Origin of the sequence: Leucobacter exalbidus (assembly GCF_017834145.1) — a bacterium.
GTDB classification, from domain to species: domain Bacteria; phylum Actinomycetota; class Actinomycetes; order Actinomycetales; family Microbacteriaceae; genus Leucobacter; species Leucobacter exalbidus.
The window spans coordinates 1,455,909-1,480,887 of sequence record NZ_JAFIDA010000001.1 but is presented as its reverse complement, the minus strand read 5'-3'; the positions used below and the strand labels follow the sequence as shown (position 1 = coordinate 1,480,887).

The 24,979-nt window shown below is 56.4% G+C and carries 13 protein-coding genes; 4 read left to right on the top strand and 9 right to left on the bottom strand.

What is annotated here, in order from left to right:
• Positions 1–3: 3 nt before the first annotated feature.
• The 5 genes from JOF28_RS06675 to JOF28_RS06655 form a co-directional block, all read right to left on the bottom strand.
• The gene (locus JOF28_RS06675; protein ID WP_209705054.1) at positions 4–1,059 is read right to left on the bottom strand and encodes a hypothetical protein; all 1,056 of its coding nucleotides are present in this window, start codon (positions 1,057–1,059) and stop codon (positions 4–6) included.
• A gap of 119 nt (positions 1,060–1,178) precedes the next feature.
• On the bottom strand, positions 1,179–1,961 hold the full coding sequence (locus JOF28_RS06670; RefSeq protein ID WP_209705053.1) for a hypothetical protein: 783 nt from the start codon (positions 1,959–1,961) through the stop codon (positions 1,179–1,181).
• Between the two features lie 363 nt (positions 1,962–2,324).
• Entirely contained in the window at positions 2,325–4,433 is a 2,109-nt protein-coding gene (locus JOF28_RS06665) for an acyltransferase family protein (protein WP_209705052.1), read from the bottom strand.
• A gap of 236 nt (positions 4,434–4,669) precedes the next feature.
• Entirely contained in the window at positions 4,670–5,944 is a 1,275-nt protein-coding gene (locus JOF28_RS06660) for a nucleotide sugar dehydrogenase (protein WP_342452105.1), read from the bottom strand.
• 26 nt (positions 5,945–5,970) lie between these two features.
• On the bottom strand, positions 5,971–8,433 hold the full coding sequence (locus JOF28_RS06655) for a glycosyltransferase family 2 protein (RefSeq protein WP_209705051.1): 2,463 nt from the start codon (positions 8,431–8,433) through the stop codon (positions 5,971–5,973).
• A 125-nt stretch (positions 8,434–8,558) separates the two neighbouring features.
• Between JOF28_RS06655 and JOF28_RS06650 the strand changes: the two genes are divergently transcribed.
• Positions 8,559–11,246: a CDP-glycerol glycerophosphotransferase family protein gene (locus JOF28_RS06650; RefSeq protein WP_209705050.1), complete on the top strand. Its 2,688-nt coding sequence runs from the start codon at positions 8,559–8,561 to the stop codon at positions 11,244–11,246.
• Positions 11,239–13,146 carry a glycosyltransferase family 2 protein gene (locus tag JOF28_RS06645; protein WP_209705049.1) on the top strand — a complete coding sequence of 636 codons (1,908 nt, stop codon included), beginning with the start codon at positions 11,239–11,241 and terminating at the stop codon, positions 13,144–13,146. The genes JOF28_RS06650 and JOF28_RS06645 overlap by 8 nt, the downstream gene beginning before the upstream one ends.
• Before the next feature lie 46 nt (positions 13,147–13,192).
• Here JOF28_RS06645 and JOF28_RS06640 read toward each other — a convergent pair whose 3' ends face one another.
• The 3 genes from JOF28_RS06640 to JOF28_RS06630 are packed head-to-tail and all read right to left on the bottom strand — an operon-like array spanning position 13,193 to position 17,266.
• A complete protein-coding gene (locus tag JOF28_RS06640; protein ID WP_209705048.1) occupies positions 13,193–15,223 on the bottom strand; it encodes a glycosyltransferase family 2 protein in 2,031 nt (676 codons plus the stop codon).
• Positions 15,224–15,246: 23 nt separating this feature from the next.
• Positions 15,247–16,416 (bottom strand): ATP-binding cassette domain-containing protein, encoded by a 1,170-nt coding sequence (locus JOF28_RS14810; protein WP_342452104.1) that lies wholly within the window; start codon positions 16,414–16,416, stop codon positions 15,247–15,249.
• The gene (locus JOF28_RS06630; RefSeq protein ID WP_209705047.1) at positions 16,400–17,266 is read right to left on the bottom strand and encodes an ABC transporter permease; all 867 of its coding nucleotides are present in this window, start codon (positions 17,264–17,266) and stop codon (positions 16,400–16,402) included. Before JOF28_RS06630 ends, JOF28_RS14810 begins: the two co-directional genes overlap by 17 nt.
• A 181-nt stretch (positions 17,267–17,447) precedes the next feature.
• On the opposite strand from JOF28_RS06630, the gene JOF28_RS06625 reads away from it, so the two are divergent.
• Entirely contained in the window at positions 17,448–19,991 is a 2,544-nt protein-coding gene (locus JOF28_RS06625) for a bifunctional glycosyltransferase/CDP-glycerol:glycerophosphate glycerophosphotransferase (protein ID WP_209705046.1), read from the top strand.
• A 21-nt stretch (positions 19,992–20,012) separates the two neighbouring features.
• Here JOF28_RS06625 and JOF28_RS06620 read toward each other — a convergent pair whose 3' ends face one another.
• Positions 20,013–22,409, bottom strand: a complete 2,397-nt coding sequence (locus JOF28_RS06620; RefSeq protein WP_209705045.1) for a hypothetical protein — start codon at positions 22,407–22,409, stop codon at positions 20,013–20,015.
• Between the two features lie 845 nt (positions 22,410–23,254).
• Between JOF28_RS06620 and JOF28_RS14805 the strand changes: the two genes are divergently transcribed.
• Complete coding sequence (locus JOF28_RS14805) at positions 23,255–24,868, top strand: C39 family peptidase (RefSeq protein ID WP_209705044.1); 1,614 nt, start codon at positions 23,255–23,257, stop codon at positions 24,866–24,868.
• The last annotated feature ends 111 nt before the right edge of the window (positions 24,869–24,979 follow it).

The window sequence follows — 24,979 nt, the reverse complement described above, 5'->3', positions numbered from 1 at the left end:
GCTCTATTTCGTCTGCTTGTTTGCGCCAGCTAGAAGCGCATCAAGCTGTGCCTTGTGCTGCGAAACAAACTCTTGTTCCAGCTCGTTGTAAGCCTCTTGCAGTCGCACGTCGTAATTGACCTTGACTGCGCACTCCGCGTCAGGGACTGCAACTTCGATCTCGCGCTTAGTGAATTCAGCGATGGCCTCCTCGTCGAGATCAATAATCTCGACCCCGTCAGGGCTTACGGTGAGGTTGTCGTATTCCTCGTAGAGCTGCGCTGCAACGTTCTCGCGACCGTCTGTAGCGACCTGAGCGAGCCCCTTCGAATCCATGCACTTCTGCCATTCGGCGTCGATGGTCTCTACAGCTTTAGGAGTCTCAAGATCTGCGTAGAAATCATCTAGGGAGTCCCAGAGGTCTTGATAAGCCGGATCATCATAGATTGCCGCGGCGGTGTCGCCTGTGCCGGTGACCTCTTCAGCGCCCTTTTGATAGCAACCAGGTACAGCGTTCGTGTTCTCTTCGACAAATCCCTCATCTGAGAGTTCGTCTGACTCGAACGTAAGATCGCCCGGGTCTTGGGCTACGGCGCCATCTACACCGTAGAGCGCCTCCAGATAGGCATCTTGCTCTGAGCTGGAGAGGGAATCGTAGTACGTCTGATTAGCGGACACTACCTCTTCGGACTCAACCTCTGCTGTCGTGTCCTCATCAGAAGCCTCGCTGCCAGGCCATGCTGCAATCCCGAAACCGTAGGTCTTGGCAAAATCTATAGAGCCCCATTCAGGGCCTTCGTCCACTTCATCGTCGGACTCAATATCGACCCATTTCTCTGGCTCGTACTCAAAACCTTCGGAGATCATGCATTCTGCGACCGCGAGCTCGATAGCTTCAAACTGTGTCGCGGTGTCTGTGTCTTCCTGTGAGGTTAGTTCATCAATTTGCTGAAAATACTCTTCGAGGGGACTGGTTGGAACTTTAGGCGTCGACGCTGTATCGGTAGAGGCACAACCTGCCAGAAGTACCAGAGCCGCGGCAGCGGCCCCCGTGGAGATGAATCGGATTGGGTTAGCCATACTTGTGCCAATGTCTCGGAGGGCGAATTAACGAACTGTAAGTGCGATCCTAGTGCAGGTCGGCTGACACAACAGTGCGCCCCCTCGGGCGACGAGGGGGCGCACTGTCAACGTAGAGACTAGCTAATCTTGCCAGACGCAGTCTTGTAAGCCGGAGCGTAAGACACGCCCTCAACCTTGACGTAGACGTATCCGCCAGCACGAAGCTTATGCATCGACTTGACTCGGATGGCTGCCTTTGAGGCGTAGCTAGTTGCTTCGAGCGTGCCGTTGGCAACCTTCTTGTACGTCGTCTTGCCCTTAGCCTTGTACCAGACTGAGACACGAGCGCCTGACTGGTAATCGGGGGCGTAAACGTTGACGTTGAAGCTGCCGTTACGGTTGCTGTAGCCGCTGATCCACGAGTCATTGCGTGAGTTCGCTGTGTGAGCGTACACCGAGAAGTTCTGCGATACGCTGCTGCGAGTTGTTTCGCCCTGGTAGTAGCCGGCAGAGCTGTACTTGCGCTCAGTTACGGGCACCTTGAGTGAGTAGCGGCCGGGGGTGGTGTAGCGTCCAACCGAAAGGCTGGCCTTGTTCCACTGGTTCGCGTAGACCTTCTTGGAGTCAACACGAGGCCGGATAACGTTTGCGGACTTAACGCCCGGGTTTCGCTTGAGGTTCGCCATCTTCACGTAGTTGTAGTTCGTGTAGTAGTAGTTGGTCTTGTTCGAACCGTAAACGTAGACCTTGCCTGCGACGGTGCGCGTACCGCTGGTGGGCTGCTTTGACGTCGACGGAAAACTATCAATCTTTGGATTACTGAACGGCGCAGCCTGGGCCGGTGATACTGGGCCAAGGCCCAAGCCCACTACAGCCAAAAGCGCGACTGCGCCAATGCCGAATTTCTTAATCTTCTTCATTTTGATTCCCATACTGTTGCTTAAGTCCTGTGTTTCGCGTTGTGCGATATTCACCGTCAACGCTCAGCGTCCCCGCAGGAAGTTTAGCTGAGAATTTCAGACTTTGAGGCGTCAGGGACGCATATCGGCCAATTATTCAATGAAGTGGCACCAAGTCGTGAGTTTTCATTGAGTTAGCTGTTTTAACGCCTAACTAAAGTTGAGTGCACGCTGAGGGTCTTATGGATTCCTTGTTTGGCGGAGATCCATCGGTTGGCCGTAGCAAAGAACTGGCGACTGAAATAGGAAACGCTTCTCCCGCATTGAAGCGGGAGAAGCGTTCGTAACTCTTTACCTCGGCACTTGGAAAGCGTTGCGGGGTGATTAGTACAGTATGCGCTGAGCTGTCGGGCTAGCTTGCAAAGCTGCCTCCAATGGCTGAACTAACGTCTTTGCAAACGTTTCAGTGAAGTGGTGCCGATCGCGCCACATCAGGACGTTTCCAACTACCGCCGGGCATAGCTCGGTGTCGGGGCAAGTCCAGTTGTTCATGTCGATCAGATCAACGTTCTTGAGAGTGTCGACCACAATTTGCTCGGGATTGCTGCGTTCATCTATAGCTTCAACTCGCGAAGTTGCGCACTTAGTGAGCTCATCGGGGTTGGCTGAAACACAGTCAGGGATGTCTTGATTCATCTTAGGGGTGTCCTCGAACAACAATGTGGGAACCCCCGCTTCTTCCAGACGGGTGACGTTGTCCACGATACCTTGCGCGAATGCGGCAACGGCAACATCATCTTTCAAGACCTCGCCGTTATCGTCCCGGATCCGGCTGCGGGCGTTGGAATTTGCCATGATGACGAGGTCGGGCTTTTCAGCGCGGAGATCCTCAACCATTTGCTTATTCCAGTCTGAGCATAGGGTGTAGTCACCCTTTTCCGTGAACTGGGTAGCCGCAGAAAATCCGCATGCAGCCTTGGTTGCACTCCGTAGTTTCCAGCCATTTTTCTCAGCAAGAGCAGCAAGCGGCACGAACCAGTTGGCAGCGTGAGAGTCGCCCACCAAAACGATCGAAGTATCGCTTTCGGGATCGCCAAAAATGCACTCGTCTACAAGGATTTCCGAGTCTTCTAGGCCGAGATGGCAGCCCAAGTCATAGACAACAGGGTTATCCTCGCGCGCATCGATAGCAGCGGGAGTGAACCCGCCTTCAATGACGTCTACCGGCTTGCCTGCGTCTGTGAAACTGGCGATATCGTCGTTAGAAAAGTCAGTTGTTAGGGCTTCGGCACCGATGCTCTGTCCGTCAATGGTTTCTGCTTGCGGTGCGAGTACCCGTGGGGCAACGATCACGGTGGCAGCAGCGATGACGGTCACAAGCATGAGGACCGCGCCCGCTTTCAGTGAAGCGCTGGCAGACTTCTTCAATCGGGGCCAGTCGCGGAACGGACCTTCGATAAAGCGGTAGCTAAGCCAGGAGGGGATGAACGCCAGGGCTACGATCAACAGCCCCCAACGGAATCTTAGATCGTCCCCCAACAGGTAGGTCCCGACTGCGATGAGAGGCCAATGCCAAAGGTACAGCGAGTATGAAATATCGCCCACCCAACGCATCGGCCGCAATTTGAGTAGGACGCCGACTCCGCGCTCGGCGCGGCCGTTCATGCCGCTGATAATGATCGCAGCTGCAGAGAGGGTGGGTAGCAACGCTGCGGAGCCCGGGAAAGCGGGTACAGCCGACGTATAGAACAGCGAAGCGAACAAAATACCTGCAAGCCCGAGCCAGCCCAAAGTGAGCGCGATCGCATCGGGGATGCGCACGGTGTAACGAGCAAATACTGCCAGCGCTGCACCGACCGCCATTTCCCACAGACGCGTCGTGGTTACGAAGTAGGCAGGGGCTGGATTCGTCGCCGTCAAATATATTGACCACGCGAGCGAGGGAATGAGAAGCAGAAGTACGCCATAGCTCGCATATCGCATAATGCGGGCTTGATCCGGGGCCACTGTTCCACGGGCCTCAGCTCGAACAGCCTTGCCGCGAATTGCGAAGAGCAGCGCGACCAGAATAAGGGGCCAGACGATATAAAACTGTTCCTCAACTGACAGCGTCCAGAAATGCTGGAGAGGGCTGGCCGCTACTTCCGCGTTGAGATAGTCGGTTCCCGCCGCAAATATCCAGTTCGCAACATAGAACACTGCGCCTACGGCCTCAGTGCCAATTTGCTGCCAGCGGAGCTGCGGTAGGAAAAGTACCGTCAAAGCGAGAGTAACCAGCAACACGATCGTTGCTGCTGGCAGGATCCGCCGTGCGCGCTTCCCATAGAACTCAGCGAGATTGATGCGCCCAGTGGTGAGAGCTTCGCGCAGCAAAAGGCCGGTGATGAGGTAACCCGAGATGACAAAGAAGATGTCGACTCCGACGAAACCGCCCGGCAAGAACGGTGCGTTTGCGTGGTACAGAAGCACCACGCCTACTGCGATTGCACGCATTCCTTGGATGTCCGGTCGGAAACCCGTAAAAGGATAAGACGCGACACGGGTCGCTGGAGCAGAGAGAGAAGTTACCACGGGTACCAAGCTTAGACTCCAGCGAGTGAGAATGCTGAACCAGCTCTCAAACAACGCTCTCAACGCGCCAAATGCAACTGCTCCCCCGAAGACTGAACCTGATTTCTCAGGCCAGCTTTCGGGGGAGCAGTTACTTAGGATTCGACCCGGAGGGCGATTTACAGGGTGGTGACGTTGTCGCCAACCAGCTTGTTGCGGGTGTCAAACACAGGTGTGTCAACGTTCTGCAGGAGGCTCACATCAATGTCTGAGTGATCAGTCACGAGAATTGCGAGGTCAGAGTCGGCTACCAGCTCGGCGCTGAGCGTCTCGCGGGTTGCGCCGGCGGGCCAGTGGCGTTCCTCAACATGGCTGTCGACACCTACTACCTCGGCGCCGAACTCGTTGAGCAGCTTAATGATGCCCACCGCGGGTGATTCGCGTGCGTCGCTTGAGTCGTTCTTGTAAGCAACGCCAACTACGAGCACCTTAGAGCCGCGGAGTGACTTGCTGCTTTCGTTCAATACGCGCATCGCACGCTGAACGACGTAGTCAGGCATGTGTTCGTTGACATCATTTGCAAGATCAACAAAACGGAAGTTCTTGCCGAGCTCGGTCTTGACCTTCCACGACAGGTAGCTCGGGTCGATCGGAAGGCAGTGCCCACCAACGCCGGGGCCGGGGGTGAACTTCATGAAGCCGAACGGCTTGGTTGCCGCAGCGTTGATGGTCTCCCAAACATTTACGCCGAGATCGTTCGCGTACATTGCAAGCTCGTTGACGAGCGCAACATTGACGTGGCGGAAAGTGTTCTCGAGAAGTTTTGCCATCTCTGCTTCGCGAGGGCTGCTGACCGGAACAGGGGTGTCTACGAGATCTGAGAACAGCTTGTTGACGCGCTCAAGTGAGGCTTCGTTAATGCCCGAGATAATCTTTGGCGTCGTCTTAAACGAGAACTTCTTGTTACCGGGGTCGATGCGCTCAGGGCTGTAACCAGCGAAGAAGTCTTCGCCGGCTTTGAGGCCGCTGAGTTCTTCCAGGATGGGAACCATGAGCTCTTGCGTGGTGCCCGGGTAAGTGGTCGACTCGAGGACAACAGTCGCGCCCTGGGTGACGAGCGGACCGAGTGACCGGCTGGCACTTTCAATGTAGCTGAGATCAGGGGTCGCGTTCCGCAGGGGAGTGGGGACCGTGATTACAGCAAAGTCGAAGTCGGCGGCCGGAGCGTACTCGGTGACGGCGCTGTACCGACCCGAGTCGATCGCTGCCTGGAGCATTTCGTTCGAGATGTCATCGACGTAGGATTCGCCCGAAGCGAGCATCCCAATTCGGTGAGCGTCGAAGTCAATTCCGACAACGTTATAGCCAGCGTCGACCGCTCGCATTGCGAGGGGTAGGCCAACGTAGCCCTGCCCGATTACAGCAAGTTTCAAGACCTTCGTGTTGTCATTCACCCGTTTAGTATAACGAGGAAGTCAAATTAAAATCCTGAGTGCCTGCGAAATGAAAACCGCTTCGTCCGTGGCTCGGTTGTTACATCGTCAAATGATTTCCCACCGAGCGCGTTTTGAAGCACCTTGTGAAGGTTTTCAGGTGACGTGATTTCTGCAGTGTGCTGGACAGCCGCCTCGTAGAGCGCAGCTTGAGCTTCTGAGTCTTCGAGCAGTTCGGCGACATCGTTTTCGAACGTTGCACGTGGAAAAGTGGTGACGGATTTTCCGTAGGTGCCTCGATGCGAACGCGGCGTAACTACGAGGCGCCGTTGAGCGAGCATTTCCCAGACCTGGGTTGGAGCCAGATCGCGAAGGTCGCGGCCGGCACGCAGTACTTCAACACTTTCGGGGCGGGTCAGGTCGAGACTTTCTGCTGACATAGGAGTGAAGGTTGATGCCCTAAGGATTCCTGGTTCTAGAACGGTTCCGCGTACATCGCCGATCACAGTGCTCAAATACTTCGTGGCGGGCAACCAATGTGGAAGCTTGCCAAAAGTGCGGAGGCAGTGTTCTTCGATCCATGCGGGATTGAGGATTCCATTATTCATGGATCCTCCGTGTGTCCTGCGGGAAGTCAGCCGATCAACAGCGATGACAACACGGTCGACTTGAAGTGAGACATCAGTGTCGATAGGCAGGAACAACAGAAACGACGGGTTAGGAACCACAAGTGTGTCGATCTTGAGGTTCTGTCCCCAGCTCAGCCAAGTGGCCCGTTCCTCCTCAACAAGACGCCAGACGCTAGACGAGGAGTTGTGACGTTGAGGGCTTGACAGGCGCAGGTTGAATCCGTTGAGCAACCCGATTTTGCCATCGGTAAAGTTCGAAAGTTGTTCGACTGTGGGAGCTAACAGCTCGCGTGCCTCATAACGTGCGCTCCAGTCTGAAAGATAGGCCACGTCTACATGTGAGGCCGACTTCTGCCCAAGAAATGCCTGAGGTGCGATGAACGAGCGGCCACCCGGAGCCGTTGGGGACCATGAAGCATCAGGCTGTGAAAGGACATACTCATGCCAGCCGAGATACTGGTTTCGGTAGGCCAACCTGAAAGCATGTCGCCACTGCCCACGGAAGTCATTTCGAGAGAGCGAGCCTACGGTCATCTGGATGAGTCCGAGCGGATCCATGATCGTGAGAATCGAGCCCTTGCCGAATTGGGCGATGACTCTTTCTTGGTACTCGGAATCTGCGGCTTTTCTGACTTCATCGTAGTATCCGACAGCTTCAGTGACCTTGGTACGACGGTACAAAAGCGACGAGGCGTTGTAGCGTTCGGTATGCGACCCGAGAGTCGTGAGATGCCCATCTACCCCTAGTCGCAGTGCACGAGTCCACGTGGCAACGAGGGTTTCATCGTTGATGAGGGGCTCTACCTGACGCTCAATACGTCGGGGGTGCGAGAGGTCATCTGCGTCCAACACCGTAAAGAATTCACCGGTGGCAGCGCGAATACCGGCATTCCTCGCAAGGTATGCGCCGCCGTTCGTCTGCATGCGGATGACCTGAATGCGTGAATCGGTTGCGGCAGCCTGCTCAATAAAGCCCTGGCCCGATGACGAACAATCGTCCATAATCAGGATCTCTAGTCGCTGCCATGACTGTCGCACGAGCGACTCAACCGACTGGAGGAACGTTGGTCCAGGGTTATAAGTCGGGACAATAACGGTGACTAATGGCTGCTCAGTAACCGGACGGGTGCACTTGGAGACTATCGGCGCATGTACCCATGTAAAGAAATCTTGATCAAGGTCCACCGGGATTTGAAGATCCCAAGGCTCGAGGTCATACGGAGTAAGAGTCTCGTTGAATTTCTGCCACCAGAGAGCGATTTCTTCTGGGGATGCAGTTGCCCAGTCGCTGGGGCGTTCGCCGTCTAGGAGCGAGTACTGGTCTGGCTCTTCGTCAACGAGGGTGCTAAGTCGTTGGCGGAGACTTTGATCCCCACCGAGTACCGAAATATGAAGCGCAGCCTGGAACGAGCTCCACGGTGTCGTTACGTCCTCTATCTGATCCTGCGCAAGAACGACTTTGATTACCTTGATTGCAATATCAAAGGCCTCTTGCACGGGAGTAATACTGCAGTTGAGGTAACAGGCCGCGAGTAGATCCTGTGTCTTCCAAGCAGAAGGCACCTCTATAAAGCTGTCAGAACGCAGCAGTGCTGAGAGCTCTACCCAACCGTATTTAGATCTAGTCGCTTGGCGAGCTAAGAATTCGAGGCCGTAAGGCGAATGAAACCGTTCCGAAAGTGTGCGGATTGCCTTTGAGCCTCGTTGGAACGAGAGCCGATAATTACGCTCACCGAAAAGGGTGAGCCCAGTCTCACTCTTGACCGAAGGAAATTGTCCGTCTGCAGTCTTTTTAGGTGCGGGAGAAAGTGGCTGCTCGAGTTGCTGGCTGATGGGGCCAGAGCGGTCCTCAGCGCGGGAACGGTTCCAAAGGGAAAGCATGATTGCAGTTTAGAGGTTCAGGAGGTCGGGTCTGCTGAGGATACGCGGATGAGTGGCGCCCCATCGTTCCTTGGATCTGGGCTAAATAGTTTCATGTGTGCGGCAGCAGGTAGAGTGCATGTTGTTTGTCTGTTCGTGAATGGTGGTTTTTCAAGATGATCCTGGTTGTAGTGCGCGGCGCTAACGATCCCAAGGAACTTTTCCGTACCTTGAACTCCTTCACCAAACTAAACGTCTACTCCGCGGACAGGTTTTCTTTTATGGGCGTCGATGGTGCGCCCGAGCCTAAGCTCCGTGACACAGACATTCGATACGAATCGGTGGCTGAGCCTGACCTACGCGCAACGCTTGACGCAAAAATGCGGGAAACAGACTTCATCGAGTTTGTTGACTGCGGGACCACTTTCTCGCCGAGCGCGTTTGACAGCTTTTTTGAGACGGCCGAGCAAAAGAATACGCAGCGCGAAGTTTTTGTGCACTTAGAAAGTAGCTATAGCTACCGTCTTAACCGGCGCATGCGTGCAGGTGAAGTGCGTGAGATTTCGCAAGATCTGACCGACAGTCTTTGGATTGGTTCGACTCCGACCCTGCTTTCGTTTCCAGTATTCAAGGAGATCACTGCGCAGTTCGGCTTACACGTTTCACCTCAACAGCTCTTTGCCGAAGCATTTATGCGCTGCGGGTCTTACGAGATTTTGAGTGGTCGTGTGTGTAGTACGCGTACACATGAAGACCGTCTATACGGTGAGAGCGTTCTCTTTTCTGTGGACTGGTACCTCGAATTTGTGCAGTACTGGCAGGATGCTTTTAATAACATTCGGCTGAACGGTACCGGCGCACTGCCTCCTGTGCTCCAGCAGATGTATCTCTATCAACTGAACGTTCGTCTGTCTCGTAACACCAAGCGAATGAACAAATTCGTGTTGTCTGGCGATAACCTACTTCGGTTTCAGCGGATCGTGTCTGAGACGCTCGAATTCATTGACCTGGATCTCATTCTCGCCGCGAGGCAGCGCCCGATTCGAGCTACCAAGAGCATGGTGCGGTACCTCCTCGGTATGAAACCAGGCAGCGAGTCTGGCGCTGAAGTCACCTCGACAGCAGGTGAACTGCAAGCACGGATTGGCACTTCAGTAGTTGAACGGCTCTCAGATGTCAGGCTGAAGTTAGATGTTCTGAAAGATGAAGACGGCTGCCTGGTTATCGCCGGGTGGGTCTCCTCCATCTATCTCAAGGACGAATTTTTTCTTACAGCCCAGGCAGGTAATAAGTCATGGGAACTTGAAGATACCGACATCTCTTCTGACTTCTCGGTGTTTGGAGCGGTATCCCACCGTTCGAGGACGTTTCGCGTTGAGATCCCACACGAGCTGCTCACTGAGACTGACAAGATTCAGTTCTTCGCGGTTTCCCGCGGTGACGTCAGGCAAGCACTAGAGCTTGATTTTGAGCGAACTACTTCAAAGCTGACTGCTGCCCCTAGTTCCTACTGGAAAATTGGGCCAGCGATTTTGAAGAATCGCGGCGATCACATTGAGGTCAAGCCCGCGTCCAAGATGAATCTTCTGCGCGCCGAACTTGGTCTCCTGCGTTCACTAACGTTCTCGAAAGACCGTGTGAAGCGAGCGGCAGCTGTTTTACGGGTACTTTATTTCATCAGCCGACCTGTAACGAAGCGCCAGCGTCACTGGGTTTACTATGACCGTGTCATAGTTGCCGGCGACAACGGAGAATATGCTTACCGCTTCGCCAAAGAACAGCATGACGGCGTTAAGAAGCACTACGTCTTAAAGGACGGAACTGCCGACGCAGCACGTTTTGCGCGTGAAGGAGTCGACTATCTTTCACACAAATCGTTGAAGCACCGACTCATTTTTTTGAACACAGAATTGGTTTTTGCGACGCACCTAAACCCGCCAATTCGCAATGCATTTTCTTGGAACGAGCAGTACTTCCGGGATCTCTTTAACTTCAAATTGGTGTACATCAATCACGGCCTGGTTGTCGACCGACTCGATTATGTCTTGAACCGAAACGTGGTTAATGCAGATCGCATGTGTGTCGTGTCATCTATGGAACGACAGAATCTGCTGGCTCCTGAGTACGGTTATGGGCCAGCGCAAGTCGTCGAGACAGGCTTCGCTCGTTATGACGGACTGAAAAGTGCACCACGTCGCCGACTCTTACTGGCCCCGACATGGCGCACGTATCTCAGCGTCTCTCAGCACGCGGATAACGGCAGTAAGCGGAACAAAGACTTCCTGGAGTCCAATTACTATCGCGTGTACAACGGGGTAATTAACAACCCGCGGCTTATCAACGCCCTTGAAAAGTACGATTTTGAACTCGTATACCTGCTGCACCCTGCTACTAACTCTCAGAAAAAAGACTTCGAAGTTCGTAGCGACCGGGTCAGCGTGCTGCAGTCTGGCGAAGAAGCAGGGTATGAAGACGAAATGAATGCCGCTGATCTGATGATTACGGACTATTCCGGCGTGCAGTTCGATTTTGCGCAGATGCTTAAGCCCGTGATCTACTATCACCACTCAAGCATCCCGCCGCATTATGAGCAGAGTTCGTTTGACTACAGTGTGCATGGGTTCGGTCCTATCGCTACCGATGAGGAGGCGCTCGTCGACGAGGTCCTCGTGCAACTCGAGCGCGGAATCGCCATGGAGCAGGAATACGAAGCGAAGGCTCATAACTTCTTCACGCACATCGACCAAGAGAATTCGCACCGGATCTACGCGGTGGGCAAGGAACTGATGTCGGCCGGGCCGCGAGCCAACAGCGAAGGAACCGAAGATGTCTAAGGTTCTGACTACATCGATCAACCGAACTGTCGATGATTGGGACGCACTGCAACCAGTATTCAGTGCGGTCTTCGCCTGCTACAAAGTTGCCGCATACCTACCTGAGATGCTTGCTTCGCTCGACGCGCAAACCATCGACCCGGATCTATGCGAGTTGATCTTTGTTATTGACGGCTGTCCTGAAGACTCTGAAGGAGTGGTCAGGCAGTGGATGGACGGTACCCGTTTTCCCGTGCGAGTGATCTCGAAAGAGAACGGTGGCGTCGCATCGGCGCGAAATGCTGGAGTATCTTACGCGCGCGGAGAATGGATTACGACGCCCGACCCTGACGACTGGTTGGCGCCTGACTATTTTGAGCAGATGCTCGTGGCAGCGCAAGAATTCGCTGACGAGACTATGTTTGTCGCGCGAATCCAAATGAAGTCTGCGGGCGGGCGCAACCTCGAGCACCCGCTGGACTACCGTAATATCTCGACAACCCCGCGGCTGGTTGATCTGCAGCTGACCCCGCGAGATATCCACACCTTGGGCGGTGTTGTCTTCGTTAACCGCGCTCTCCTCGTCAAAGCTGGCCTACGGTTTGATGAAAATATTGCGCAAGCTTCAGACACGCATTTTGTGGCACGCTTCCTTCTGCTGAATGGAGCAAAATACGTACTAGTGCCCGGCGCGGTGTACGAGTACAGGCAGCGGGCAGATAGTTCAGGTCTTGTTGCAAGCCAAATCAAGCAAATATCTCGCCACCTCAACACGTTCGGGTACACCCACTCCGACCTGATCTCGGCGGCAAAGGTCAATGGTGACGAGATTCCACAGTGGCTGGCAAATGTCATGCTCTACTTCACCTTCATGCTCTTTAGGCGAGATCTGCGTGGCGATACGATCACAAGGTCTTATGACCCCGAAGACCTGAAACAGGTCCGCGAACACATCAGAAGTAATCTCAAAACAATCGGCCCTTCCAACATTGCCGGGTTCAATGTCATTGATCTCGCGCCTGCGATTAGGGGAGCCTGGCTGGCTGCATGCGACGCGCTAGACGCCTCCCGCCCATATGTGTTGAACAAAGACCACGGCGCAAACCGTGTGCGGCTCGGCATCATTACTAGCTCTGGTGCTACACAAGTGTCGGTCGCCCCGATAAGTGCTGCTGCACCCATTTCCCAGAGTTTCCGTGAGATTCGCATTCTAGGTGAACTCTGGTGCTACGAACTTGTCCTGCTCATGCCAGGGACGACACAGGAGCTACCGAGCCTCATTGTTGGCCAGTCAACCGTACAAGCTTCGCAACGGCCCGAGGACGCGTTTGTCATGGCCCACGAAGAGGCTGACAAATCGTATGCCACAGAGCAGGCCGTCGCGCAGAAGGTCAGCGGCCTACGGGCCCTGTACCGGGCCGGACGACGGCTGTACTGGCAGCTTTCCGGGCGCAAGGCCTACTGGGTCGTGAATTACAACGCAGACCATCAAAAGAAGTTGGTGGCTCTGGTGCAAAGCCTCGCTACTGCATCAGGAAAGCGTAGTGTGCACGTAATCGCTTCAGCGAAACAGCTCGACAAGGCTAAGACGATCTTCGAGGGCATTCGAGTAGTGCCGAGAGACTCAGCTGAGCACCGCTTTAGCCTGGAACACGCCCGATTCAACGTAGTTGTCTCGGTGAACGCTCAGACGATACTGCCCTTCGGGTCAGAACCTCTGCCGAAATCAGGATCAATCGTTTACTTCGATGCAGGGGCGAAAATCGACCGCGCCGTACTTCCGAGCGTTGATTTGGTGATTACAGAATCACAAGAAGAGCGCGCACTGTTTACCGGGCCGCGCAGCGAGTACTCGTTCACCGAAGTTGAAGTGAAACTGATCTCCAACGTCGCAGACGTTCCTGGAACGGTTAAGGGCTAGCGGGTATTTCTACCAGCTAGCCCTTGAAGAGATAGCCGCTTCTGATCTAAGCGGTGCCCCACTCAGGGGTGACCCCAAAGGACCGCTGGCACTGAGCGCTCAGCCAAGTCTGATCGAAGGCGAGAGGTTCACCTGAATCAGAGTTTGCAGCGTTCGTAGATGGAACGTGAATCGTGATCTTCTGAATGCTGAGTTTGATTGCCTGAGGGTTCGGCAGAAATATTAGGCACTCGGGATCTGTGACTACTAAGTGCTCGACGGTCGCTTCTTGCTCCCATGCGACCCATTCGAGCTGCTGGTTTTCAACCAGGTCCCATACCCGGGTTGCAGCTGAGGTTTTGCCAGCGGCTGAACGCGTAAAGCGGGGGTTTACGGCGCGCAAGATGCCCATGCGATCAGTACTCTGAGGCTGAATACCGCGAACGCACTCTAATTGAGCGTCCATGCTCTCGCTGCGGGGGCTCCAATCGCCCAAGAATACGTGAGAGAGCGTTTCGCTGGGAGTTAAGCCCAGCAGCTTCGCAGGAGCGACGAACGGGCGCTCTGACGGCTCATCTGAGATCGGCAGCAGATCCGCGGCCGTTTCTGCAAGTGAGGCGTGCCAGCCGCGCAGCTGAGCTCGGTAGGCCAAGCGAGGGCCGCTAATCCAGTCCGCGCCTCCGCGCAGTTCAGCACGAGACAGCGAACCTGTGGTCAGCTGAATCATTGCGAGAGACTCGCGCATTGTAAGTACAGCATCTTCGCCAAAGACCGTGCGAATGCGTTCTACGAACTCACGATCGCCAGCTTTGCGCACGCGGTCATAAAATCCCACCTGAGTGAGCACAGCTTCTCTTCTGATGAGCATCGTCGAAAGGTTAGGAACGATGGCCGAGGAGCCGAAATCTGTGACGTAGCCCGCAGGCGAAATGCACAGCGAACGGGAGACCGTGCCAATAAGCTGCTCATTCTCTAAGAGAGGCTTGAGCTGTACTTCTAGTCGGCGAGGATGGTTGAGATCATCTGCATCGAGTACTGTCACAAAGTCGCCCTTAGCCGCGCGCATTCCAGCGTTACGTGCCAGGTAAGCCCCGCCATTTTTGGGTTGGCGGATGATACGCACTCGGTCATCCTGCTCAGCCGCTTGCGTGATGAACTCGAGCCCTGAAGTCGATGCATCGTCAACGATGATGACCTCGAGATTGCTCCATGTCTGGAGACAAGCCGAGCGGATCGTTTCGATCAGCGATGGTGCCGGGTTATAGCAAGGAACAACGATGGTGACCATTGGCGCATCAGCTGGCAGGTCTAGGGGCAGAACTTTGGGAGTACGAATGAGCTCAAACAAGCGACCGTATGGTTCTGCGTCGGGAAACTCCAGCTCCCAAGGCTCGACGTTCGAGTCCACATATGGCGTATTAATGCCCGCCCACCAGTTTTTCACGCTGGCTGATTCGCCTGAAGACTTCCAAGATGTGGGCCGGGCTAGATCCAGCCCAGCTGCCCAACCCACGTCTGTGCCCTCGGGCGGGCGTACTCGAACGAGAGCTCGATAGAGTGGGGCATCTTTCGCAATAGCAGCAGCCTGTAACGACATGCGCCACAGCGTCGGGTTAGCAGACACCTTGCCGATTTGCTGGTGCCGTGCGCTCTGATGCAGCGCAGCGACTGTGAGCTTGAGTGACTCTGGGGTGAATTCAATCAGATGGTTCAAGAAGACCGCAAAAAGCGTCGGCTGTAGGAACCAATCGGCAGGCAGAAGTCGCCGCCGATCTTGCTGGATGATCTCTTTGAGGCCCGCCCAGTCGTACCGACCCTTGGTGCCCTGGCGAGCCAGCATTTCAACGGCATCGGTCGACAGCAGTCCTGCGCCGAGCCGGTAAATCGCTCGATGTGACCTGCCGTGAAGCTGACGATACTGCCTGCTGCCAACCTCGGGCTGTCCCTGATCGTTGCGACGCGTCGGGGCCTCCCCAGATTTGGCCGGGAGTTCGGGCGCGAAGCGATGCCCGTGAAGAATCCGGTACACGCGGTTTGAGATCTTACGGGGCACTGTCGAAACGAATGATGCGGGACGCGCCTGAAGCGAGAGTGACATATCGAATGATCCTGTTTTGAGGCTTAAGCGTGGGCGTTGTCAGTCGGTGTGAACGAGATGATGCTGTCGCGGCGCCAAGATGCAGTGCCGTGCTGCATCTGGATTGAACGGAAACCGTCGCGTTCGTATGAGCCACGGGCCCGGCCCTCGGGGAAGCCCCAGCTCCCTGCAGGGCCGCCATTTTCAATGTAATCGCGCAGCAGTGCACCGTCACGAATCTCAAAGGCCTGGTCAGTGAGCGTGGAATGCACGATGACACCGTACTCGAACCGCTGAATGACCCCGCCACCATTTTCCTGGATGGGCTCGGGGTGCTCCGTCGGCTGTCCGAGGTTGCGGCGCGGATCCTCAAACGTGGCATACAGCTTGGGCGCCACAATGAAGCTCGTCGTGTTAGTGATGGCGGCCTTGTGCTTCTTTGTGTTGGGCTTGGGCGGCCGAACATATTCGATAGCGTCGTCGATCGGGCCGTCAAAGATCATTTCACCCTGGTGGAGCACGATTCCGCGCTGACAGAGCTTCCTGACGGTTCCCGTGCTGTGGCTCACGACGAACATCGTCTTGCCCTGCTCGCGCATCTCGAGAATCTTCTCGTTGCACTTGGCTTTAAACATGGCGTCGCCGACCGAAAGCACCTCGTCGACGAGCAGTACATCGACCTCGGTGTGCACCGCAACGGAGAACCCGAGGCGGGACTTCATGCCTGAGCTATAGCGCTTCACCTCGGACTCGAGAAAGTCCTTGCTGATGCCAGAGAAATTGACGATATCTTCGTAGCGCTCATCGGTCTCCTCTTTAGACATTCCGAGGATCGCGGCGTTGAGGTAGATATTGTCATTACCGGTGAGGTCAGGGTGAAAGCCCGCGCCCACTTCAAGGAGGCCACCGACTCGACCTCGGGTGCGTACCCAACCTTCATCGGGCTTCTGCACACCAGAGATAATCTTCAGCGCGGTCGACTTACCTGAGCCGTTTCGGCCCATCACCGCTACCGATTCTGCTTCGCCGACCTCAAAGCTAATACCGTTGAGGGCACGAAACTCAGTCGCGCGCTCTTGGCGCGAAAACAACGAAACAAACGACTCTTTGAACGAGTGCGTGTGATTCAGCGAGAACGACTTAACGACGTCCTGCAGAACGATCGTCGGCTTAGCCGCATACGTAGAATCATGAGGGTTAGAGATTCTGGGCAAACTTACCCTCCAACTTTCTGAAGACGAGTTGTCCGATGATCAACGCGAATATCGCAATGCCAAACGCAATTGCGGCGTAGATGAATATGCCCTCGGGGCGTTCTGCCCCGCTAGCGATGGGCGCCCAGAACACTCCGTGCGATAGCTCGACGGCCGCCGTCAGAGGGTTGGACATGTATATGTTGTAGATCCATTCAGGTGCGCGATCCTTTACCTTAATGAAGGGGTAGAGCACGGGTGACGTCCACGTGGCGAACATCAGAATCAGGTCTACAAAGTTCTTTGAGTCGCGGTATAGAACGTTGAGTGCCCCGAAGAAGAGGCCGAGCCCAAGCCCGAAGAGAACGACGATGAGCACTGCGCAAATGAACGCGACAGGCTGTATCCACTCGAAATGCCAGCCATTCAGAACGGAGATCAAGAAGAGCACTACTGCCTGGGGTGCGAAATGAATGATCGCCCCACCGACGTTAGCCAGCGGAAACAGCTCTCTCGGCAGATACACCTTCTGAATGAGTGCACGGTTGCCCACGATCGAGTCTGTCGCTGACCTGAAGGTCTCGCTAAACAGGTTGACCATGATGATGCCCGAGAACAGGTAAACCGGAAAATATTCAACGCCGCGGCTGACGCCCAGCAGAATACCGATAACCACGTAGTACATGAAGAACTGGGCCAGCGGTCGAATGTAAGACCAGGCCCAACCCAAAGCAGAACCGTAGTATCGAGTGATCACGCCCTTCTTGAGGAGGAGCGAGAGGAGATACCTGTGCTGAAATCCGCTGATGAGACCGCGGCTAGTGCCGGGGGTCGAATACTCAGGGTCGCTGAGTGCAGGGTGTTGAGTCACGAATAGATTCTATCTGTCTATGTATGTACGGCAGCTTGATGAGATCGTATGGGAGCGCGCAAGAAAGCACCAGGGAGCGAGTCTAACCGTGATGTAACTTACTTAGAGCGGCTCCGCCAAGCAATGATTCAGAGAACTGGAAGAATGGTTCTCAAGTCCTAAGACCTACCGAGAGCGGACCATGGCAATTATTTCTACGCATGTGAATAAAGACGATAGTACTTGGGCGGCACTCTCCCCGAATACCTCTTTACTCATCGCGTGCTACGGCGTAGCTGATTACCTGCCAGAGTTCATCGCCTCGCTTGAGGCCCAGACCGTCGACCACCTCGGTATCGAATTGATCTTCGTGATTGACGGTTCGACCGATCGGTCCGAAGAGATCGTTCGTTACTGGATGGCGCGCAGCGATTATCCGATCCGTCTCGTTGTGAAGACGAACGGGGGAGTCGCATCTGCGCGCAACGTCGCTCTCGATTATGCCCGGGGGCGATGGATTTCTGCCCCGGATCCGGATGACTTCTTGGCCCCTGACTATCTGGCGTTGGTGGCGGCCGCCCGTGCCGAGTTCCCCGCTGAACAGATGTTCGTGGCGAAGATTCAGGTGAAGGGGCCCGATGGGTCTGACCAGCCGCACGCGCTGGATTTCAAGTTTCCTGGTGGCCGTAACCGCGTCATCGACCTCGAGGTCGAGCCGCACGCCATTCAGACTCCCGGCGGCAACGTGTTCCTTGACACGCATGTGATTCGTAATGCTCAAATGCGTTACGACGAGAGGCTTCGCCAGGCGTCAGACTCAGTGTTTTTGGCCCGCTTTCTGCTGGCCGTAGGTGGTCGTCATGTCGTTGTACCCGAAGCTGAATACGAGTATCGCCGCAGGGCTGATGGCTCGTCGATTGTGTCGCAGCAACAGCGGCACATCACAGGTTTTGACGCGGTTTTTGCCGGGCCGCATCGAGAACTTATTGAGGAAGCTCAGAGCCTGTGCGACCAGATTCCGCAGTGGTTGGCGAACGTGCTGTTGCACCTGAGCTACATCGTGTTCCAGCGCAACGTCTCGGCAGACTCTCCCACGTATCGCATGAGCGCGAGCGAACTCCAGCGAGTAACTGACGCGCTCACCGAAAACTTGCGCCGGCTGGGTGCCGAGCGTATTGCTTCGTTCCAAGCTGGCTTCCCGCTTCCGGTCGAGGTACGCATGGCTTGGCTCGCTGCGGTTGGCGAGATCCAGGCATCGCCCGTGCTCTTGCGATCGAGCGACCCAGTTACCGGGCAGCAGCGGGTCTCGCTATATACATCGTCGCTCGCTCAACCAGCCGGGCTCCAGCTCATGAGCGCTGCAGCTCGTGAGGTCGGCAGCAAGGTTCGCCGTGTCGAGTTCCTGGGGCAGACCTGGGCCTATGAGCACATTTTTGTTGTCGTGGGCGAGAACATCAGCTTTCAATGCGATCCGGGGTTCCAGCTGCTGCTGGAGGGCGAGCCTCACACCGAGCATGACGCGAGAATCGCGCTGAACCAGATTGTCGATTTCTCGTCGGCGAAACCCCCGTTGTCTCGCCCGGAGCGTATTCGTAGGGTCTTGAGGATGTCGCCGGCCCAGATCGTGGGGGCAGGCCGACAGAAGCTACAGTCGCCCGCTGTCGCGCGGGTACGCAGGGGCGTCGTAAACGGGTTGGCCGCTGTGACCGGCTTCCAAAAGAAGTCAGCGGGGGCATGGGTCTTCTCGAGTCCAGCAGCTGGTGACACGAACATTCAGGCGCTGGTTAACCGCCTGAATCTTTCGAAGCCCGAGGTTAACGCCTGGGAGGTCGTGCACGACCGCAGCGCTGAAGTCTCTCAGAACACGGTCTTCAGCGGTTCGTGGCAGCACCGGCACCTGATGCGTCATGCACAAGTGTTTGTGAGCGCTGACCTGGCCGAGCTCGCAGAGGAGTCGGTGTGGGCCGCAAAGGCTCGCAGCTGGCGTCGGGTTTTCATGAACCCTGAAGTGTTTCACGGCTCGGCATACAGACGGGTAAACGCGGTAGACCTCGATCTCGTCACGACATCCCATGAGACAGAGGCCGACTTGCTCACGCAACCCGGGGGAGACTACTCCTGCCTTGAATCAGCCGTAGTCAGGTCAGGAATGCCGCGTCATGACGCGATGATTCAGTGCGCAGATACTACCGTCCAGGCGCAGAGCCTGATTATCTTGCCGATGTTGGTCGCCGGCGAAACACACACAGGTGCGTCGGCGCGCCGCTGGGCTGAGGTGCTTGCTTCCTCACGGTTCCGTGAACTCGTGGAGGCTCAGGGCATCAGTGTGTTCTGGGCGCCCGAGGCGCTACAAGGTGGCGCGACCGCGGAAGTGCCCTCCTGGGTAACTGTGTTGGCCCCCGGCGAAGCAACTGACCGATCGATCGCGAGCGCGCGCCTGGTGCTCACCGACTATTCGGCGCGTGTGAACGACGCGACCGTGTGCTCCGTGCAGGCCGTGATGTATCAGCCAGACCGAGAGGCTGTGCTGGGGGCCAGCGGCAGTACGGCAGCGCAAGGACTCGACCTTGTTACTGCAGAGTGTGGCCCTCAGGCCGAAACGCTCGATGAGCTTTTCAACGCGATCGAATCTGCTTTGGCCGTGGAATCGCGCGCCACACCAGCCGGGTATTTTGCGCGCACTCGATCGGCTTCTGACACTGTCATTGAAGCGATCGAGAAGCTCCTGGCGCGCTCGACCGGCTGACCGGCAACCGCCGCTAGCCCCTTAGCCCTCCAGCTCTGTGGGGCTAGCGGGCGGCTGCTCGGGTTCATCCGAAGGAGCGGGGTCTACAGGCTCGACCGAAGGCGCACCGCCATCGGCGGGAGGGGGAGTTTCTTCCGGATCAGCGCCGGGCTCCTCCGGATCTTCGGTCTCGGGCTGTGGCGGCAGGCCCGGTTCTGGCTCGGTTGGCAGTTCGGGCTCTGGCACCGGTTCAGGAGTGACCTCTGGCTCCGGGGCAGGTTCGGGGGCCTGATCCGCAGGGGGAGCTTCTTCTTCTACCTGCTCCGGGATTGGTTCTGCAGCCTCACGTGTAGACGCTGCCGGGAGCTTGCCTGCGGGTGTGAACGTAAACTTGCCGCCGGAAACACGAGCGGTGCCGTGCTCGAAGGTGACAGTGCGGCCGCTGGTGGAGACCTTGAGGGGCAGGCCCCAAGTGCTCTTGTGCCAGCCGCTCGCGATGTAAGCGTCCACAATAAGCTTCTCTGTGACCAGTGCAGCCTTCTTCGCATTCGTCGGGAAGGAAGTGAAGCCGTACTGGTACCGCTGAAGGGTGCCCGCTGAGAGCCGTTTTGTGCTCTGCATTGGGTAGCCGAGCGTCGTGTAGCGAGCGCTACCGAGCGCGTTCCAGGCAGAGTGGTGGCCGGGGGTCAAGAACGATGCACCGGTTTGTGGGCTGTGGATCATAGTGTTGCGTTGCAGGGACAGCTTGCAGCCGCCGCCAGACAGGCCACAGCTCAGAGGTGAACGGGGCCAGCCCTGGCTTTCCGGGCCGCCAGCTGCCACGTACGCAGAGAGCGCTTGGCCCTTACGGAGGAAGACGCTGGGCTGCCCGGTCAACGTGTAGAGAGTGCCCTTTTGGGTCTGCTGATAGGTACCGACGCCACGAACCACGCTTTGTCTGTCGACGAGTAGGCCGAGTGAAGGGCCGCCAGCCCGGCGCCAACGGAGCTCTTCCGGCCTTGACACCGAGATCTTCGCTTCAGGCGAATACATGATGCCGCCATTCTCGAAGCGCTGGTAGAGCGTGTCGCTCGCTATGGTTACGCCGTTCCCAGACGGGTACCCGAGTGAACCCCGAGATCCGCCTTGCTTCTCCCAAATGCGAAGGATCTTGTTGGGCATGAACTTCACACCCAACGTCGGGTGTGCGTTCGCAAGGCCTCGCTGGAACAACGTCGTGACAACACCAGCTGCATCAGCCTTTGCCGAGGTGCTTTGTGGCCAACCCCACTCTCCGGCGGGTCCGTTGAGCTTGAGATAGCGGGTCAGCGTTGAGCCCTTGGGGACGAAGACGGCCTGCTGGTACTTCTTGGAGTACGCGATCATTCCCTTGGTGAACATCTGCGAGACACCGCCACCGTTGCGGGTGTGGCTGGCCTTCTTCGTCGTGGAGACACCAAAAGCCTGGCTGCCGCCCGAACTCGTGTAGAACGCTTCGATCACACCCCGCACGGGATACGCGTGTGAAGGTGTGGGAGCGGGCACTTTGTGGGGTGAACCAAACCAGGTCGTGAAGAACTGGTAGAAATTACGGTTTCCGTACGTGGAACAAGAGTCCCCGGTGCCCCAGCCTGCTTTGAGTGCAGCATCGTTCGGGCGATAGGGAGTGTAGATGTACAGCGCCGCGGTGGCGTTGTTCTGAATAAAAACGCGAGAAGTGCCGCACGCGGGGTTCGGGTGCCACTGGATCGTGTTGGTGGCTTGTGCCCGGTAACGGTACATCCAGGGGTTCGCGAGATACACCTTGTACTGGCGAGCGCCGTAGTACACCTGCTGCTGAAACCCGTAGTAGGCGGTGTTGCAGTTGGCTGAGTTGTTAGGGCCGCTGTCGGGGCAGGCGTAACCCATGGCGCGATCGAATTGATGCTGAGCCGGAAAGGTGTCTGTAATAAGACTCTGCTCTTTTTCGAGCATGACGAGGAGTACCTTCGGGTTGATGCCGCAGGCGGCACCTACCTTCGCGATGATTGCTGCCGCAGACTCGTTCGATTTGCCGGTGTACTTCTTGCAGTAAGAATCAGCCGCGTAAGTTTTGGTGCTGAACTTGGAGTCTTTGAGGCAGTTCTTGCCGAGCTTTACCTTCGTACCGCTTGGAAACGTGTAAGTGCCGCCAGAGGGCTTGCCCGGATCGCCAATGGTGCATCGCGCAACACGATTGTTGAGGAACGTCTGCACCTGCGAGGCGCCCAGATCGGTGCCGTTATAGAAGACGGCATCAGCAATGATGTTGCCCGGCTCAAAACCCTTCACGGGCGCGGCCTCTGCGGCGGTGGCCGGGGCAAGCGCTACTCCGCTCAGTGCGATGGCGACGGCGCTCACAAGAATCACGCCGGCACGCAGCACTCGGCGCGCCCAGTCTCGGGGAGCTGGCTGAGATTGAAGCAAGGCTGGCGTAGACATCGTTACGGAGTCTACTGACTGAAGCACGCTTGTGGTTGAGCTATTTAGTTACCACATGTTTTCAGTGAACAAGTGGCCTTAGCTCATTCCTGTCTGCGTGGAACTCATCACTGCGTCCCGCGAAGCCGAGACCGCTCTGCCCCAGGCATCGTTGTGGCCGTTATCGAAGAACTATTCACCTGATCTCAAGATGTCTGAGCGCGATGGAGCACGGGTATCCAACGCCTGAGATGCGCGCTACATTTGTGGCAAATTTGTGAGGTTGCCCTACAGTGTGAGGTGGAAGATCTTCTATAGATTTTCACAAGGGGGACATGGGTTGGGCGTAAGTTCAATCCGCATACATCGTTGCATATCGGATGGAATACGTGAACAAACTACTCAGTCTTGTATCGGTTTCTGCGCTCTTGTTGGGGAGCTTGATCGGAGCCTTTGAACCCGAGACGCTGCAATCGTCCCCCAGCTCTGTAGAAGTTGAATCGAATGCTGACGGCGGTGCACAAGGATCGTCCGATGAGACCAACGATGTAGCTGATCCCATTCAGCCCAACGACGATACTGGTAACGAACTCAACCAGCCGACAGATACAGATCTTCCCCTTGAACCAGAGTTGCCTGGTTCCGAAGACGACCCTGCTCCTCCTCCCGAGACTCAAGACCCCGGCACAATCCAGCCAGAAGAGCCGACGTCAGGGAACGTCCTTCCTGAACAGAAACCTTCCACACCCGCAATTTCGCCTCCGGCGGCAGCTCCCCGGCCGAGATCAGAACCGAGTACTCCCGAGCTTCAGACACAAGCGGTCACGATCTCGGGGAGCGCGGTGGTCGGTTCGAAGCTGACCGCGGTGACTAATTCATGGGTGCCGGCGCCAACGTTCACTTATCAGTGGGGGCGAGAGGTGGGGTCTAAGCGCACCACAATTGCAGGCGCAACAGAGAGCTCGTATGTGCCCGTGGCCGCTGACCGTGGGGCTCGACTCTTCGTCGAGGTGACCGGAGCTAGCGCCGGCTATGCATCGGTGACGCGCACATCGCCGCGCACGAAGACAGTCCTCGGCAAGCTCACGAAAACTGCTCGTCCCAAAATTACCGGTGTGCTCGAAGCCGGCAAGAAACTCACGACTACCACCGGCACCTGGTCAAACAAAGGCGTGAAAGTGAGCGTCCGTTGGCAGCGCAACGGAGTCGATATTCCTGCAGCGACAAAGACAACGTACACACTCGTGGCCGCCGATCGTGGCAAAAAGATCACCGTTCGATCAACCGCGACGTTGACGGGCTACGCAAATTCCTACGCCACTTCTGCCGAACGAGCAGTACCGAGAGTACTGAAATCAGCAGGCCCCAAAATTACGGGATCCTCGAGCAAGTTGCATAACCGAGTGGCGGTTGACACCGGCACCTGGACAACGGGTACGAAGCTCACCTACCAGTGGTACCGCGACGGCAAAAAGATCTCTGGCGCAACGAGCTCGAAGTATAAGCTCAAAATGGCTGATCAATGCCGAGCAGTATCGGTCAAGGTCACCGGTAGAAAGTCGGGATACCTCACGAAGTCGCGTGTATCGAGTAAGCGAGATTACGTTGCGTGCGTGAACGCCACAGGCCCCAAGATTCGTGCCGGTCAAAAAATCGGGTCGGGCAAGCAGATTCGTTCGGCCAACCAGAAACACAGAATTCGCGTCGAGAGGTCTGGCGTTTTGCTCGTGGGTAACCACGGCCGTACCAGGTTCAGCGTGACGGGGGCAGCTTCAAGTCAGCTGGTTCTCTACCGCGATGGCAACCTGGTGCTGAAGCAGAACGGCAAGACCCAGTGGAGCAGCCGCACCTCGGGTAAGGGCGTTACCTACGGCAAGATGCACAATAACGGTGACTTCTCGCTCCACACCGCGAACGGCAACAAGGTGTGGTCGCTCTCGACAGCATCGGCTCACCGGCACAATAATCACGGTGTGGGGCTGCTCACGCAGACCGATCCACGCTGGGCACACCAGTGGATCGGTGGCCGCCCATTCGGGCCCGTGGGATGCGTGCCAACCGCATTCGCGATGGCCGCTCAAAGCTACGGGGTATGGGTTGATCCGCCCACCGTTGGCGTACAAATGCACCAGCATTCAGATTTCAACCGAGGCCACGATGGCGCAGGGAGCAAATCGATTGTGTCTGCTGCGAAGCAGAACAGTCTGATGGTAACCCCGCTGCATTCGCCTAATGCGATCTCAAAAGCGCTGAGAAACAACCAACCGGTGATTGGGCTGGTGCGCGGGCCTGGGCAAATCACACGCCCCGGATCAACGCACGCCATCGTGCTCACCGGTTATAGCGGTGGAAACACGACCCTACTCAACCCCTGGGGCGGAATTCCTAACCAGACCTGGTCGGTTACTACACTGTGGCACTGGCAGTCGCATGACCCGCTCGATTCCAACGCCGGGGCCCTCTTCTGGGCTATCGGCTAACTACCTAGGGTGATGCCGAGGGCGCCGTTTCGCAGCAATGCGGGCGGCGCTCTCGTGCGTCTGCGGCGCTTTTGGAACCCGCCGCGAAGCCACGAGATTCCGCATATTCGT

Excerpts from the sequence above, each read along its gene's own strand:
- JOF28_RS06675 (WP_209705054.1), bottom strand. The coding sequence starts at position 1,059 with ATGGCTAACCCAATCCGATTCATCTCCACGGGGGCCGCTGCCGCGGCT.
- JOF28_RS06670 (WP_209705053.1), bottom strand. The coding sequence starts at position 1,961 with ATGAAGAAGATTAAGAAATTCGGCATTGGCGCAGTCGCGCTTTTGGCT.
- JOF28_RS06665 (WP_209705052.1), bottom strand. The coding sequence starts at position 4,433 with ATGCGTGCAATCGCAGTAGGCGTGGTGCTTCTGTACCACGCAAACGCA.
- JOF28_RS06655 (WP_209705051.1), bottom strand. The coding sequence starts at position 8,433 with ATGCTTTCCCTTTGGAACCGTTCCCGCGCTGAGGACCGCTCTGGCCCC.
- JOF28_RS06645 (WP_209705049.1), top strand. The coding sequence starts at position 11,239 with ATGTCTAAGGTTCTGACTACATCGATCAACCGAACTGTCGATGATTGG.
- JOF28_RS06640 (WP_209705048.1), bottom strand. The coding sequence starts at position 15,223 with ATGTCACTCTCGCTTCAGGCGCGTCCCGCATCATTCGTTTCGACAGTG.
- JOF28_RS06625 (WP_209705046.1), top strand. The coding sequence starts at position 17,448 with ATGGCAATTATTTCTACGCATGTGAATAAAGACGATAGTACTTGGGCG.
- JOF28_RS06620 (WP_209705045.1), bottom strand. The coding sequence starts at position 22,409 with ATGTCTACGCCAGCCTTGCTTCAATCTCAGCCAGCTCCCCGAGACTGG.